Raw genomic sequence first — 14075 nt, forward strand, 5'->3', positions numbered from 1 at the left:
CGGCGAAGTTCTGGCGTTTCGAGGGCTGCCAGAAGCTCTGGGCGGCCGGATGAAATAAGTGGGTCCGGCCTTATGTCCTTTCAACTTTCCATACAGGCGTGCGCGCCTTCATGCCGCGTCCGCGATACGCATCGCCGAGCGCCGGCTGGTTTGCCGCGTGATTGCATGGGCTCCCTGCATGCCTTGCATGTCCGCGTGAGCATCCACGCCCGGCACGTTGTCCATGCCAAACGTGGGCCGCGCGAGCAGGAAGCCTTGCGCGAGCACATGCGGCCACTGCGCGAGCCATTGCGCCTGCGCGGGCGTCTCCACGCCTTCGACAACGATCGATACCTTGAGCCGCGTGAGCAGCGCGAGCACCGAGGAAAACACCATGCACGCATTCGGGCAGCGCGGCGCTTCCGCGAGCAGCTCCTTGGCGATCTTCACGGTGCCGAAGTCGATCGGCCCGAGCGCGGCGAGGCACGCGTAGCCGGTACCGAAATCATCCATCGCAATGTTGACGCCTTTATTACGGAAGCGCTGGACGACCTGTTGAATCGACGGAAAGAGCGCAAGATCCTCGCTTTCCGAGAGTTCGAGTTCGACATAGCTCGACGCGATGCCATGCGCCACGCAGATCGCTTCCATGCGTTTTGCGAAGCCCGGCATGGCGGCGACCGAAGGCGGCACGTTGACCGCGACGGGATAACGCTTGCCGCCGCGCGCGAGCCACGCGGCGATATCGCCTGCGACGGCATCCATGACGAACCAGGTGATCTTCACCATGACGTCCGGGTCCTGCAACGCCTCGCAGAACGCGCCAGGCAAGAGCACGCCATAGTCTGGATGACGCCAGCGGATGAGCGCTTCCATGCGCGCAAGCTCGCCGCTGTCGACTCGGTAGATTCCCTGATAGGCGATACAAAACTCGCCAGCCGCGAGACCCTGAAGTACGCGACGCCTCAATGCCTGACCGGAGTCGCGCACGACGTTCTCGACCTGCGAGCGGGATGTCGTTGTACTCATGCTTTGCCGCCCTCCCTTAGTGTTCAAGAGAAGGTTTGCAGGAGTCGTGCCAGTTTGGATATACGCGGCGGTTCGGCGTTCGGATGCGGACTTCAGAAAGGGAAAACCCGAATTTTTGCCGGTGTTGAGCGATCCTCGGAAGCATCGGGAAGAGCGTATCGGTCAAAGGTAACGTTACGTCGAGGCAAGCGTTACGCCCGCATGCGTCGTCACCGTGCACGGCGCCTTGTAGTTTCGAGCCTGTGTGTAATAACTTTTGCAATGCTGACTAGTGGAGAGCGCACGTTCGCGGCTCAGTAAGTGATGGTCGCAAGGATGGTATCGCTATACGTTCCGGCGGTGGGTGTGGCTTGCGGCAGCACGCGCGCATAGACCGTGATCGCCTGACTCGAACCGGTGCCGGTGCCTGCAAGAGCCGGCGCGGAATTCGTGCCATCGCCCCACGGAGTCGAGTAAGCCGCGTTCTGATAGAGCTGATATCGCACCTGTTCGCTGCCGCCGCCGCGCGTCATGCGCCGGTCCGCGACGCTTGCGCCGCTGCCGCCGCCGGCCGATAACGTTATCGAGTAAGGGTCGTTGTTGGTGCATGCCACGCTCAGTGTGCCCGTTGCCGTCAAGGCGCCATCGAGTAGTCCGGCCGTGCCGAAATTGATGTTGGTCGCGGCAAGCGTGCAATCGTTGATGACGGTCGCGCTCACGGTAAAGGAAAGGGCGTTCGAATTGGCGGTCACGGTCGAGCAGTTGGGCGGCGAAACAACGTATTGCTGATACGTCATTTCGGCCTGCGTCGCGCCCGAGAATGTCGATAGATACGTTCCCGCGACGAGCGTGCTCTGACCCGCCGCGATGCGTCCATAAAACGGCAAGGTACGGCTGCCGGATGCCGTGCCGAGCGCGAGGATAAGCGGTATGTCGAGCGCCACCGCGCCGTAACTCGCGGAGCGCCGCGAGCCCCAGATCGTGCCGCCGGTCGAATCGGCATAGAGGTTGTATTGCAGCGTGCTGGCGCCGTTGGCCGCCAGGCGCGGCGTGTAGGACGCGCCTGCGCTGCCCGTCCCGATGCTGATGCACGCCCGCACCGGCAAGGTCAGCACGAAGCCCGTGCAAGACACCGTCACCGAGCCCGAGACGTTCGCGGACGAATCCGTCGCGGGCGCGATCGATCCGAAGTTGATGCTCGATATCGACGCCGTGCACACTTGCGCACGCACCGGCGTCGTCATGAAGACGAACAGCGCGATAGCCAAGAACCATGCGCGCTTCATGGCAACGCGCTCTTGCAGGTGAATGGGCCGAGCGTCGGTAAGGCGTGTGCTTGCGCCGTGAAGGCAACGTGCGCTTCGCAGGGCGTGCCGGATGACGTGGCGTCGAGCGTATTGGTCGCGGCGAGATCGTCGATGAAGGCGAGTCCGTCGTAGCCGACGACGTAACGCTTGCCGGTCTCGCGGTGCGTAAGCGTCGTGCCCGGCGGCAAGGGAGCGCTTGCGGCATCGACGAGCTGCAGTTGTGCGCCGCTGAAACCCCGTAACGGAAAACGCGCGACGACGCCCGCCCGCGATTGCGGCGCGAGATTGAGCTGCGTGGTGGCGATGGAGGTATTGGCGGGAAGATCGAGCGGGTCGATGCCGAGATGATTCGCCTGATACGCAATCAGATCCGGCACCAGCAAATGCCCCGCGCCATTGGTCTTGCCGATCTCGCGGTTCTCGTGCAGCACGGGCACGTTCGCTACGCCATCGGTGGAGACGAGCGCGAAGGCGTCGTCGATACGGCGGCCCGCGAGCACATCGCCTTCCATCATCACGATGGAGCCCGATGCGTCCAGCTCGCCATACACGCGCGACTGCACGCTCGCCACGGTGCCGAGCAAATCGCCATAGCGAGTGCGATACGCGCCTTGCGCAAGCGACTGCTGCACGCCGTTCTGATGCGCCGTCTGCGCTTGCCAGCCAAAGCCGCCGCCGTAGTCGGCCGTCTTCGTCACCGATGCGCCGAAGAGCGGTTTGCCGTGATCGCTGCCTGCATCGACGCTCGCGTTGAGGGCGCCGCCGAGCGCGAAGGCGAGCGCCACGAAGACGCCGGTGTTACGCGTGTCGCCGAAGTCGTGATACACGCTCGCCGATAGCGACGTGCCGCGCGGCAACGTCACCGTGTACGCCAGCGAACCGATGCGCGAGTCGCCGTAGTAGGGATCGGCAAGACCCACGTAACTCGCGCTTGCCGTGCTCGAAGAACCCAGCACGCGCACGGGCGCGGCAAGCGTCGCGCGATACGTCGAACGCGGCACGGGCGTGCCTTCGGCGGACGCCAGATCGCTGTAGTGAGGCGTCGCTTTCTGCGCTTGCAGATCGACGGAAAGCGCGGGCGTGCGCCATTGCCATCCCACCGAAACCTGCATGCCGCTGCCGCCATGCGGCGCTTGCGGAACATAAGGCGGCAAACTGCTATCGAAGCCGTTGTAGAAGCTTGCCGGATAGATATAAAGGGGCGCGGGATTCGAGCCGCCGTTGCCCGCGCTGCCCGCTAGCGACACATTGAAGACGCCCGCTTGTCCGATGCCGAACAATACGCCGGCGCCCGCGTTGTAGACGCCGCGCGTGGCTTCGCCGTGTGCTTCGAGCGTGATGGTATCGGTTATGCCGCGCCTGATCGACGCCGATGCCGACGGGTCGCCCGCATAGTCGAACGAGCGCAGCGCATACGCGCGGCGCACGAAGCCCGCTTCGACGGAGAAGTCCGTGAGGCCGCTTGCGAGCAGACGCGGGTCGATATAGAGCGGCACCGTCGTCATCACGCTGCGGCCGAGCACATCGCGGCTCACGATCACCGCTTCGCCCGCGCCGTTGATGGCCGGCACCGCATTGATGACGAACGGTCCCGAGGGCGCCGCGCCGCTGAACTGGCGCACATTGTTGACGTAGAGATCGACGGCACTCGGCACGGCGGCCGAACCGCCGAGCGCGGGCACGGGATACGTGACGAGATCGGGCCGCAAGCCGAAGTCGCGCGATAGTTGCGCGCCCCCCATGCGCACCGGGCGCGTCCATGTGAGCGATGAGGAAATCGTGTCGCCGATGCGCGTGGTCATGAGTGAAGCGGTGTCCGAATGGCTCCACGACGTATCGAGCCGCACATAGCGGCGGCTGTCCGCATACCAGTACGCCGTGCCGGTGTTGTCGAAGAGGCCGCCCGGATAGAAGAAACGTTCCTCGCCATAGAAGCCGTATTGCGCCGGCGAGTTGGTCTGCACGCTCGCTTCGTAGTTGATGACGAGGCCCGTGCCGGTTGCGGCCACCGGCGCGCGTGCCGGAATGTTGGAAAGCGCGGAAGGCACGCGGCGCGCATCGGCGGCTTCGAGGTCGATGCGTTGCTGTTGCTCGATGTATCGATAACGCAGGCCTGGCACGACACCCAGCGCGATGCGGCCGTTCGCTTGCGCTTGCAGGTCGTCGGTGCGCAAGCCGAGTTCGCGCAATTCGCCAGGCGTCGTGTAGATCGTCTCGTCGGTCACGAAGAATTGCGCGATCTTTTGCGTCGATGTTCCGTTGATCGACACTTCGAGATATAGCTCGCCGCGTTCATGGGGAAGGGCGCCTTGCATCTGCATGGGCGCTGTCGCCGGTGTCGAGTCGTTCGCGTGCGACCACGCGGGCATGGCGGACCACACGATGATCGGCACGAGACGAAGCACATGAGCGCGTGACCGGCTCGCACCCGGGCGCGGCGATGGCATCCACGGCCTAGCGGTCGGAGCCCGGCGTTCCCGGCTCGACGTTCACACGCATGGTCACGGGCTCGCCGTTGACGACGGCGTGCAAGGTCGCCCACGTGCCATTCGCAGGCGCGCCCTGCACGGGCCAGCGGCGCGCGGCGCCGGGCAACGCATAGCCGAGCAGTCCCGCCGAGACTTGCGTGCTCTGACCATCGGACCAGTCAAGACGAACGCGGCTCAGTTGCGCATGCGTTTGCGCGCCGTTCGACACGCGCAGCATGACGTCGGTTTCGTTGCTTGCCTGGCTCTTGCGTTCCAGCGCGAACTTCAACGCGGGTGAGCGCGCTTCGTCCGCGCCCACGAAGACCGGCACCGAATAGCGCAACTGCATGCGCACGCCCGTGTTCTGCGCGCTTTGTGCGTTCGGAATTTCATCGATCAGCAGACGATACGTCTCCTCGCGCGCAAGCGGCTCGCTTCCCACTCGCAGAATGCGGATGGTCTGGTCGCCGTTCGGCGCGATCTGCACGATCGGCGGACTCGCGACGATGGCGGCCGTGCGCTCCAGATGGTCTTCGTCGAGCGACTGCGTCCATGCGAACACGCGTACCTGAGCATTGAGCGGCGCACTGCCGTCGTTATGCAGCGTGAGCGCGGCGGCGGGCCTTTCGGCGGAGAGATCGAGCCGGATCGGCGACACTTGCAAGGCCGCCGCCGATACGTTCGCCGCGTACAGAAGGCACCACCACGAGAAGCCCGCCAGCGCACACGCGAGCTCCCGCCTGCCGGGCCGCGCGTCCCGGTAACACTGCGATGAGCGCATGCTAGAACGTGACGGTAGCCGTGACGACGGATGAATACGTGCCCGCGGCCGGCGTGGTCTGCGGCGCGACGCGGCCATAGACCGTGACCGTCTGCGCCGCGCCCGTGCCGGTGCCCGAGACCGTGTCGGTGCCGACCGTCTGGCCCCAGACGAGCGTGCGCGCGGCATCGCGATAGAGCTGATAGGCGACCGTCGGCAGAGGCGTGCCCGTGCCCGCGAGCAGCCGGTTCGGCACCGTGGAACCCGACACCGAACCCGCATCCAGCCCGACGTTATACGACGCGCCGTTCGAGCAGGTGACGCTCAACGTGGTGGTCTGATCGATGTTCGCCGCGATAACACCCGAGTTGCCGAAATTGAGCGGATTGGCCGCGATCTGGCAATCGTTCTGCAGCGTGAGGGATACGGTGAAGGTAGTGGTTCGCGTGGCTGCGTTTGCTCCGAACGGAACAAGCGGCCCCGATGCCAACGCGATGCAAAGCACGGAAACGGCAAGGTTACGGCGACGCATTGTTCACCTCTTCTCTGGAAGTGTCTTCCGCGCGCCAAACGTTTGCGCTGCTCTCTCAGATTTTTGGCGCGTCGTGACGCCCTGATTATGTGCATTCCTCAGACGTTAAAGCGTAAGCGATTGTAACAATGCGTCGTCAAGGGTTCGCCGTTTCAGAACGCGATCTCGACGACCGGCATTGGCGGTCGTTGCGCGGCCTTGATACCGGCGATGCGGACGTCCGCGAAATATTCGCCCGCGAGGATGCGGTACTGGCCGCCTGCGGAACAGGCCACGCTCGGCTGCGTGGCGCCCGTATCGAGCGTGCAGATATCGTAGACGGTCAGCGTCACGGGCAACTCTGCGTTGCCGGTGCCTGCGAAAGCGGAAGGTCCCGCGCTGAGCGCGAACGTCACCACGACGGACCATGCCGTCAGCGAACGGATGCTGGATGCCATGAGTTTCACGATGAACAGCGGTGACGGATGCAGCCGACGGCGCGGCCGCGAGCGCCGCTACTTCGGCGCCTCTTTTCGTTTACGGCATCCGCTGAGGAAACTTGATCGAGCGACCCAGCCTCAAGCGGCAGCAGTCTCCGTCACGGGCCGAAGACGTTCGAGCGCACTGCCGTCCTGGTTGAACAGATGCACATGGCGAATGCTGAAGCCCGCGTTCAGGCGTTGTCCTTCGAACGCAGTGGACTCGCCCGAGCCCTTCACTTGAATCACGAGGTCGTTCGGCAATCGCAGATGCAAGAGCGTCTCGCCACCGAGATGCTCGATCACCATCACTTCGCCGGCAAGACCGCTATCGATATCGCCGCCGCATTCCTCGACGAAATGTTCCGGGCGAATGCCGAGCGTGAGCGTCTCGCCCGCCTTCACCGACGAAGCCTTGAAGGGCAGCGTGAGCGCCTCGCCACCGGGCAGTTCGATGCTGACGCCGGCGGCATCGACACGTTGCACGCGCACGTCCATGAAGTTCATCTTCGGCGAGCCGATGAAGCCTGCGACGAAGCGATTATGCGGCGTGCGATAAAGCTCCAGCGGCGTGCCGATCTGCTCCACGCGCCCATGATTCAGCACGACGATTCGATCTGCCATGGTCATCGCTTCGGTCTGATCGTGCGTGACGTAGATCATCGTCGCGTTGAGTTGCTTGTGCAGCTTGATGAGTTCGAGGCGCATCTGCACGCGCAAGGCGGCATCGAGATTCGAGAGCGGTTCGTCGAAGAGAAACACTTGCGGTTCGCGCACGATCGATCGCCCGATGGCAACGCGCTGACGCTGTCCGCCCGACAACGCGCGCGGCCGGCGTTCGAGCAGTTGACCAATCTGCAGGATCTCGGCTGCGCGCTGCACGCGTTCCTTGATCTGCGCTTCGGGCAGCTTCAGCATGCGCAGTCCGAACGCGATGTTCTCGTACACCGTCATGTGCGGATAGAGCGCATACGACTGAAACACCATCGCCACGCCACGCTGCGATGGTTCGAGTTCGGTGACGTCTTCACCGCCTATCAGTATTTGCCCTGAATCGCTGCGTTCGAGCCCGGCGATGCTTCGCAGCAAGGTGGACTTGCCACATCCCGATGGTCCGACGAAGACCATGAACTCGCGGTCCTTCACCTGAATGTCGACGCCCTTGAGCACATCGGTGCCTGCAAAGGACTTGCGGATCTGCTGTAGATGAACGGCGCTCATGCCTGTCTCCGTCTATGGCCGGGCCACGAGTATGTTCATCGCAGCGCAGCATCGAATGGCTTCGTCGATTTAGTTCTTGACAACCTGTTCGGGCCAAAATATACAATTGTAAAACCGAAATTACAAGTGAAACGACACAGACGGTCTTCGCCGCATACGCCGTGTTTTCCACCCGTTCCCTTCGCACTCGCAGGAACCGAAAGACGCTACGAACGAATCCGCAAGCCATCACTGCTCTAAAAAAATCAAAGGAGACAGGCATGAAGAAGCGCTTCACCCAGGTGAGACAACTTGGTCCCGTCAAGCACGTAGCGGCTGTCGCGCTACTTGCGGCCAGCGCGGCTTTCGCCGCATCGAACGCACAGGCGTGGACGCTCAAGGAAGCCGCGGAGCCGTATTCTGGCACCACCATCAAGGCCATCTTTCTGGATCGTCCCGGTTACAAGGCAGCACAAACCCTGATACCGCAGTTCGAGAAAGAAACGGGCATCAAGGTGCGCTGGGAAGTGATTCCGTACGAGAACACGCGTGAGAAGGAAGTGCTCAACTTCGTGGGCGGCGGCGATCAGGACATCGTGCTCGTGGACGTCGTGTGGATCGGCGAATTCGCGAGTAACAAGTGGCTCGTGCCCATCAAGAAGTTCACGGACGACCCGAAGCTCGCGGACCCGAACCTCAATCTGAAGGGCTTCTTCCCCATCCTGCTCGACTCGTTCGGCACATGGGACAAGGTCACGTATGGCCTGCCGTTCGATAATTACTCGGGCCTCATGTTCTACAACAAGTGCATGCTGAAGGACGCGGGTTTCGACGAGCCGCCGAAGACCTGGGACGAGTTGCTGACAACCTACGCGCCGAAGCTCACGAAGGGCGACAAGTTCGCTTTCGCGTTGCAGTCGCGGCGCGGCGAGACGCAATCGGCGGATAGCTTCATGCGCGTGTTGTGGCCCAATGGCGGATCGCTTCTCGATGCTAAGTTCAAGTCGAACCTGATGTCGCCGCAATCGCAAGCGGGCCTCGAATACCGGCAAAAGCTGATGAAGTACATGCCGCCGGGTATCGTCGATTTCGATCACGCCGAAGCCGTCAACGCGCTTGCGCAAGGGCAGGTCGCGATGATCACCGAATGGTCCGCTTTCTATCCGACGCTCACCGACCCGAGCAAGTCGAAGCTCGGCAACTGTCTTGCGATCACCACCGAACCGAAGGGGCCGGCGGGACTCAAGCCCGCGCTCGGCGGCTTCTCGCTTGCCGTGAATGCAAAGGCCAGCGCGAAGAAGCAAGCGGCATCGTGGCTCTTCATCCAATGGATCACGTCCGAGGCCATGGCGAAGCCTTATCTCGAGGCGGGCGGCGTGCCGGCACGCACGGCGGTCTATCAGGACAAGGCGGTGCAGGACAAGTATCCGTTCGTGAAGCCGATGGTCGAATCGTGGCAAGGCGGCGTGCCGGATTATCGTCCGCGTTTCCCCGAATGGCCGGCGGTGTCGGAAGTCATCGGCGAATGGGGCAGCAAGATCATGCTCGGTCAGGTGACGGTGAAGGATGGCGCGCAGACCATCGGTCAGAAGACCGAGGACATCCTGAAGAAAGCCGGCTATTACGACGGCAAGAAGCCTTTGCTCAAGTAATCGGCTGAACGCTAAACATCAGGAACCGGAGGCGATCGAATGGCAGGCGTGGCAACTTCTCCAAGGCTCGGAAAGCGGACGCGTTACTTTGGCGTGGTGCCGCGAACGCCTGCCTTCTGGTTCCTAATTCCGGCGATATTCGCGCTGGCGGTCATCGGCATTTACCCGCTGCTGCTGGCGCTCTATAACTCGTTTCATCAGTACAAGCTCGCCGATCTCGCGTCGGGCACGCCGTTCGTGGGCATCGACAATTACGTGGCGACGCTCACCGATCCCTCGTTCTGGGGCGCGCTCGGCCGCACTGCGTTGTTCCTTTGTCTTACCTTGCCGATCGAGGTCGCACTCGGGCTCTTTGCGGCGTTGATGCTGCACCGTATCGACTTGCGATGGATGCGCGCCGCCGCTCGCGTGAGCCTCGTCATTCCAATGGCGACAACTTATGCGGTCGTGGGCCTAATCGGCCGCCTGATCTTCAACCGGCAGTTCGGCGTGGCGAACTATCTGGCGGGCCTCTTCGGCATTCCGCCGCAAGACTGGCTTGCCGATCCGACGCTTGCGTTCGTCTCCGTGATGATCATGGATATCTGGCAGTGGACGCCGTTTTGCGCGCTGATTCTGCTGGCCGGGCTTTCCATGGTGCCGAAGGAAGCCGAGGAAGCGGCGCGCCTCGAAACGCCGAAGTGGAGCATGATTCTTTGGCACTTGCAGCGACCGTATTTGCTGCCGGGTTTGACGGCCATCCTCATTCTGCGCTCGGCCGACATGCTGAAGATGTTCGATGCCGTCTTCACCATGACGCGCGGCGGCCCCGGCACCGCGACGGAGTTCATCAGCATCTATATCCAGCGCGTGGGCTTTCGTCTCTTCGATCAGGGCATGGCGTCCGCTCAGGCCATCATTCTCTTGATCCTGACTATCGTGCTGTCGCGTCTTTATATCCGCTTCGTGTACCGGGAGGCCGCGTGAGTTCTCCGACTCTGCAAGCCGCGAATGGCGGCATGACCAAGCGTGCCCTGCGTGCGCGTGCCGCACGCAAACGCGCCACCGTATGGCACTTTTTCGGTCTGGCGATCGTCTTTCTGTCGTCCGTGTTTCCCTTCTACTGGATGGTGACGACGAGCCTGAAGAGCCAGTCCGACGCGCTCGCGTATCCGCCGAAGTGGCTGTTCAGTCCCACGTTTCATCACTATTCGGCGGCGCTTTTCGAGCATGACGTGGCGGGCAGTCTGCTCAACTCGCTCATCATCGCGAGCAGCACGACGGTGCTTGCCATTCTGCTCGGCGCGCCTGCTGCCTACGCGCTCGCACGCTTCGAATTTCGTGGCAAGGAAGACCTGTGGTTCTGGTTCATCTCGAATCGCATGGTGAGCCCCGTGGTGCTCGCGGTGCCGTTCTTTCTGATTGCGACTAAGCTCGATCTCGTCGATACGCACATCGTGCTGATTCTTCTTTATCTGACGTTCTCGTTGCCGATCGTCGTATGGATCTGCACCGACCAGTTCCGCAATATTCCCGTGGAACTCGACGAGGCCGCGCGGCTCGATGGCGCGTCGCCGTGGCGCGTGTTCTGGCGCATCAACTTGCCGCTCGCGATGCCGGGCATCGTCGTATCCGCCATCTTCGCTTTCATCTTCTCGTGGAACGATCTGCTCTATGCGCTCGTGCTGACACGCACCGATGCCATTACATCGCCGGTCGCCGCGACGAGCTACATGAGCGGTTACGAATTGCCCTGGGGCGAGATCATGGCCACGGGTACGCTGATCGTCCTGCCGATGGTCGTCTTCGCGCTGCTCGTGTCCGGGCGGCTGGTGCAAGGTCTCACGATGGGCGCGGTGAAGTAGACTCCTTCGGCCTTCCATTGTGACCAGACACTCGATATGAGCAAGACAGTACCACCCCTAGCCTTCGCCGAAACCGACGAATCCATCGACTCGGAAGAGGAATTGCAGGCGCGCGTCGCGTGGCACTACTACGTCGGCAACCTGACGCAGCAGGAGATCGCGGAACGTATAGGCAGCAACCGCGTGCGCGTGAACCGGCTGCTCGCGGCAAGCCGCGAGTCGGGTCTCGTGCAGATCACCATCAACAGCAAGATAGCGCCATGCGTCGCGCTGGAAGAAGCGCTCAGCAAACGCTTCGGTCTTGAATGCGCGGTGGTCGTGCCGACCGGTGCGAACACCGAAGCGAACAACGCGGCGCTCGGCATCGGCGCGGCGAGCTACTTTTCGAGGCAGATAGTTGCAGGGCAAACTATCGGGCTTGGCTGGGGACGCACGATCCGCGCCGTGCTGCGCGCCATGCCGCAACGCAGTTATGGCGCGGTGTCGGCGGTGTCGCTGCAAGGCGGCCTCTCGCATTGCCCGAGCATCAACACGTTCGATATCGTTTCCGACTTCGCGGATATCTGCCGCGCGGACGGATATCTGTTCGCCGCGCCCATCTACGTCAGCAGCCAGAAGGCGCGCGATGTGATCCTGCAGGAAGGCACCGTGCGCGAGACCTACGAACTCGCGCGCAACTCCGACCTTGCCCTGCTGACTTGCGGCGATCTGACGGAATCTCTCGTCGTAACCTATGGCATCGACAATCCGGAGCAATTGCGCACGCTCGAAAAAGCGGGCGCGGTCGGCGACATGCTCGGGCATTTCATGGATGAAGACGGCGAGCTGATCGATCATCCGCTGAATCGCCGCACCGTTGCGATCACGCTCGAAGACTTGCGCAAGCTGCGTCGCGTGGTTCTCGTCAGTGGCGGGGCGAAGAAGTTTCATGTCACGCGTGCGGCGTTGCGCGGACGCTATCCGTCGGTGCTCGTGACCGATGAAGACACGGCGCGGCGACTCTGCGACGAACCTTGAAGAGAACATGACCGACACCATCGACCGTAACCGCGAGTTTGCAGGCAAGACCGTGCTCGTCACCGGCGCGGGCAAGGGCATCGGCCACGCGACCGTGCATCTCCTGATCGAACGCGGCGCGCGGGTCGTTGCCTTGAGCCGCAGCGCTGCCGACCTCGTGCAACTCAAGGAAGAGACCGGCTGCGAAACCATTGCCGTCGATCTCGCAAATGCCGATGCCACCCGCGAAGCCGCGCGCGGCGCGCAACCGGTCGATCTGCTCGTGAACTGCGCGGGCATCGCGCAATTGCAGCCGTTTCTCGAGACGACCGCCGAAGCGTTCGATCTCACCATGAACGTCAACGTGCGCGCCGCGATGATCGTCGCGCAGGAGTGCGCGAAGAGCATGATCGCGCGCAATGCGGGCGGGGCCATCGTCAACGTGTCGAGCTTGTCGGCGACCGTCGGCTTGCCGTTGCATGCGGCGTATTGCGCGTCCAAGGGCGGACTCGACGCAATGACGCGCGTGATGGCCGTCGAACTCGGACCGCACGGCATCCGCGTCAACGCCGTGAACCCTGTCGTGACGATGACGCCCATGGCCGAGCGAGCCTGGAGCGACCCCGTCAAATCCGGCCCGATGCTCGCGCGCATTCCGCTGAACCGCTTCGTGCAGCCCGTGGAAGTGGCGCGCTCCATCGCCTATCTGCTAAGCGACGATTCCAGCATGGTCAGCGGCGTGAGCCTCGCCATCGACGGCGGCTTTCAGGCGGGCTAGCCAACAATAAACATTTCAAGGAAGGAACGACGATGGAAGCACTGGTTCTCGAAGAAGCACGGCGTATCAGCTTGCGGCCGTTCAGCTTGCCGCAGGTGGTCGGACCGCGCGACGTGCGTATCCGCATTCACACGGTGGGCATTTGCGGCAGCGACATTCACTATTACCAGCATGGCCGCATAGGACCGTTCGTCGTCAATGAGCCGATGGTGCTCGGGCATGAAGCGTCGGGCACGGTCATCGAGGTCGGCGATGAAGTGAGCAATCTCAAGGCGGGCGACCGCGTGTGCATGGAACCCGGCGTGCCGGACATGGAGTCGCGTGCATCGCGTGAAGGGCTTTATAACCTCGACCCCAAGGTGCGCTTCTGGGCCACGCCGCCCGTGCATGGCTGTCTCGCGCCGTTCGTCGTGCATCCCGCGGCCTTCACGTACAAGTTGCCGGACAACGTGAGCTTTGCCGAAGGCGCGATCGTCGAGCCGCTCTCCATCGGCTTGCAGGCCGCGAAGAAAGCCGCGATCAAGCCGGGCGATGTCGCCGTCGTGCTGGGTGCGGGCACCATCGGCATGATGTGCGCGCTGGCGGCGCTCGCGGGGGGATGCAGCCGCGCCATCGTCTGCGATCTCGTGCAGGAGAAGCTCGATCTCATTGGCGCGGTGCAGGGCGTGACGGCCGTGAATATCCGCGAACGCAATGCGAAGGACGTGATCGCCGAACTGACCGACGGCTGGGGCGCGGATATCGTGATCGAGGCGAGCGGTAATGAAAAGGCCTTCGAGGGCATTGTCGATCTGTTGTGTCCCGGTGGCTGCCTAGTGCTGGTCGGCATGCCGCAGCGCGCCATTGCCCTGGATGTGGTCGCCGTGCAGATCAAGGAAGCGCGCATCGAATCCGTATTCCGCTACGCGAATATTTTTCCGCGTGCGATCCAGCTGATCGCATCCGGCAAGCTCGATGTGAAGCCGTTCATCTCGCGCACATTCCCCTTCGCCGATGGTATCAAGGCGTTCGAGGAAGCATCGAGCGGCCTGCCTACGGATGTGAAAGTGCAGATCGTGCTCGAAGAATAACGAACGCCAAAACGATAACCGGA

The 14075-nt window shown here is 62.7% G+C and carries 13 protein-coding genes; 6 read left to right on the forward strand and 7 right to left on the reverse strand.

The window, feature by feature from the left end; genetic code table 11:
• Positions 1 to 108: 108 nt before the first annotated feature.
• From NCR98_RS25260 to NCR98_RS25290, 7 genes are all read right to left on the reverse strand, one after another.
• Positions 109 to 1008 (reverse strand): EAL domain-containing protein, encoded by a 900-nt coding sequence (locus NCR98_RS25260; RefSeq protein WP_250527659.1) that lies wholly within the window; start codon positions 1006 to 1008, stop codon positions 109 to 111.
• 293 nt (positions 1009 to 1301) lie between these two features.
• A complete protein-coding gene (locus NCR98_RS25265; RefSeq protein WP_250527660.1) occupies positions 1302 to 2273 on the reverse strand; it encodes a Csu type fimbrial protein in 972 nt (323 codons plus the stop codon).
• Positions 2270 to 4699 carry a fimbria/pilus outer membrane usher protein gene (locus NCR98_RS25270; RefSeq protein WP_250527661.1) on the reverse strand — a complete coding sequence of 810 codons (2430 nt, stop codon included), beginning with the start codon at positions 4697 to 4699 and terminating at the stop codon, positions 2270 to 2272. The genes NCR98_RS25265 and NCR98_RS25270 overlap by 4 nt, the downstream gene beginning before the upstream one ends.
• Before the next feature lie 49 nt (positions 4700 to 4748).
• Positions 4749 to 5543 (reverse strand): fimbrial biogenesis chaperone, encoded by a 795-nt coding sequence (locus NCR98_RS25275; RefSeq protein ID WP_250527662.1) that lies wholly within the window; start codon positions 5541 to 5543, stop codon positions 4749 to 4751.
• Between the two features lies 1 nt (position 5544).
• Positions 5545 to 6054 carry a Csu type fimbrial protein gene (locus NCR98_RS25280; protein ID WP_244830818.1) on the reverse strand — a complete coding sequence of 170 codons (510 nt, stop codon included), beginning with the start codon at positions 6052 to 6054 and terminating at the stop codon, positions 5545 to 5547.
• A 152-nt stretch (positions 6055 to 6206) separates the two neighbouring features.
• The gene (locus NCR98_RS25285; protein WP_250527663.1) at positions 6207 to 6491 is read right to left on the reverse strand and encodes a hypothetical protein; all 285 of its coding nucleotides are present in this window, start codon (positions 6489 to 6491) and stop codon (positions 6207 to 6209) included.
• Positions 6492 to 6611: 120 nt separating this feature from the next.
• Positions 6612 to 7733 (reverse strand): ABC transporter ATP-binding protein, encoded by a 1122-nt coding sequence (locus NCR98_RS25290; protein ID WP_250494562.1) that lies wholly within the window; start codon positions 7731 to 7733, stop codon positions 6612 to 6614.
• A gap of 260 nt (positions 7734 to 7993) precedes the next feature.
• On the opposite strand from NCR98_RS25290, the gene NCR98_RS25295 reads away from it, so the two are divergent.
• From NCR98_RS25295 to NCR98_RS25320, 6 genes are read left to right on the forward strand one after another with little or no spacing between them, the layout of a single operon-like run.
• Entirely contained in the window at positions 7994 to 9364 is a 1371-nt protein-coding gene (locus tag NCR98_RS25295; RefSeq protein ID WP_250494563.1) for an ABC transporter substrate-binding protein, read from the forward strand.
• A gap of 39 nt (positions 9365 to 9403) precedes the next feature.
• On the forward strand, positions 9404 to 10330 hold the full coding sequence (locus NCR98_RS25300) for a carbohydrate ABC transporter permease (RefSeq protein ID WP_244830813.1): 927 nt from the start codon (positions 9404 to 9406) through the stop codon (positions 10328 to 10330).
• A gap of 32 nt (positions 10331 to 10362) precedes the next feature.
• Positions 10363 to 11208, forward strand: a complete 846-nt coding sequence (locus NCR98_RS25305; protein ID WP_284503485.1) for a carbohydrate ABC transporter permease — start codon at positions 10363 to 10365, stop codon at positions 11206 to 11208.
• A gap of 36 nt (positions 11209 to 11244) precedes the next feature.
• Positions 11245 to 12225, forward strand: coding sequence for a sugar-binding transcriptional regulator (locus NCR98_RS25310; RefSeq protein WP_244830810.1), 981 nt, complete (start codon positions 11245 to 11247; stop codon positions 12223 to 12225).
• Positions 12226 to 12232: 7 nt separating this feature from the next.
• Positions 12233 to 12982, forward strand: coding sequence for an SDR family oxidoreductase (locus NCR98_RS25315; protein WP_250527664.1), 750 nt, complete (start codon positions 12233 to 12235; stop codon positions 12980 to 12982).
• A gap of 32 nt (positions 12983 to 13014) precedes the next feature.
• A complete protein-coding gene (locus tag NCR98_RS25320; RefSeq protein ID WP_250511042.1) occupies positions 13015 to 14052 on the forward strand; it encodes an NAD(P)-dependent alcohol dehydrogenase in 1038 nt (345 codons plus the stop codon).
• Positions 14053 to 14075: the final 23 nt, after the last annotated feature.

It is taken from the genome of Caballeronia sp. GAWG2-1, from assembly GCF_023631405.1.
Taxonomy (GTDB): domain Bacteria; phylum Pseudomonadota; class Gammaproteobacteria; order Burkholderiales; family Burkholderiaceae; genus Caballeronia.

Bases quoted from the DNA above. Each gene is read 5' to 3' on its own strand.
- NCR98_RS25305 (WP_284503485.1), top strand. From the start codon at position 10,363: ATGACCAAGCGTGCCCTGCGTGCGCGTGCCGCACGCAAACGCGCCACC.
- NCR98_RS25300 (WP_244830813.1), top strand. From the start codon at position 9,404: ATGGCAGGCGTGGCAACTTCTCCAAGGCTCGGAAAGCGGACGCGTTAC.
- NCR98_RS25285 (WP_250527663.1), bottom strand. From the start codon at position 6,491: ATGGCATCCAGCATCCGTTCGCTGACGGCATGGTCCGTCGTGGTGACG.
- NCR98_RS25265 (WP_250527660.1), bottom strand. From the start codon at position 2,273: ATGAAGCGCGCATGGTTCTTGGCTATCGCGCTGTTCGTCTTCATGACG.
- NCR98_RS25280 (WP_244830818.1), bottom strand. From the start codon at position 6,054: ATGCGTCGCCGTAACCTTGCCGTTTCCGTGCTTTGCATCGCGTTGGCA.
- NCR98_RS25290 (WP_250494562.1), bottom strand. From the start codon at position 7,733: ATGAGCGCCGTTCATCTACAGCAGATCCGCAAGTCCTTTGCAGGCACC.
- NCR98_RS25315 (WP_250527664.1), top strand. From the start codon at position 12,233: ATGACCGACACCATCGACCGTAACCGCGAGTTTGCAGGCAAGACCGTG.
- NCR98_RS25310 (WP_244830810.1), top strand. From the start codon at position 11,245: ATGAGCAAGACAGTACCACCCCTAGCCTTCGCCGAAACCGACGAATCC.
- NCR98_RS25320 (WP_250511042.1), top strand. From the start codon at position 13,015: ATGGAAGCACTGGTTCTCGAAGAAGCACGGCGTATCAGCTTGCGGCCG.
- NCR98_RS25260 (WP_250527659.1), bottom strand. From the start codon at position 1,008: ATGAGTACAACGACATCCCGCTCGCAGGTCGAGAACGTCGTGCGCGAC.
- NCR98_RS25275 (WP_250527662.1), bottom strand. From the start codon at position 5,543: ATGCGCTCATCGCAGTGTTACCGGGACGCGCGGCCCGGCAGGCGGGAG.
- NCR98_RS25295 (WP_250494563.1), top strand. From the start codon at position 7,994: ATGAAGAAGCGCTTCACCCAGGTGAGACAACTTGGTCCCGTCAAGCAC.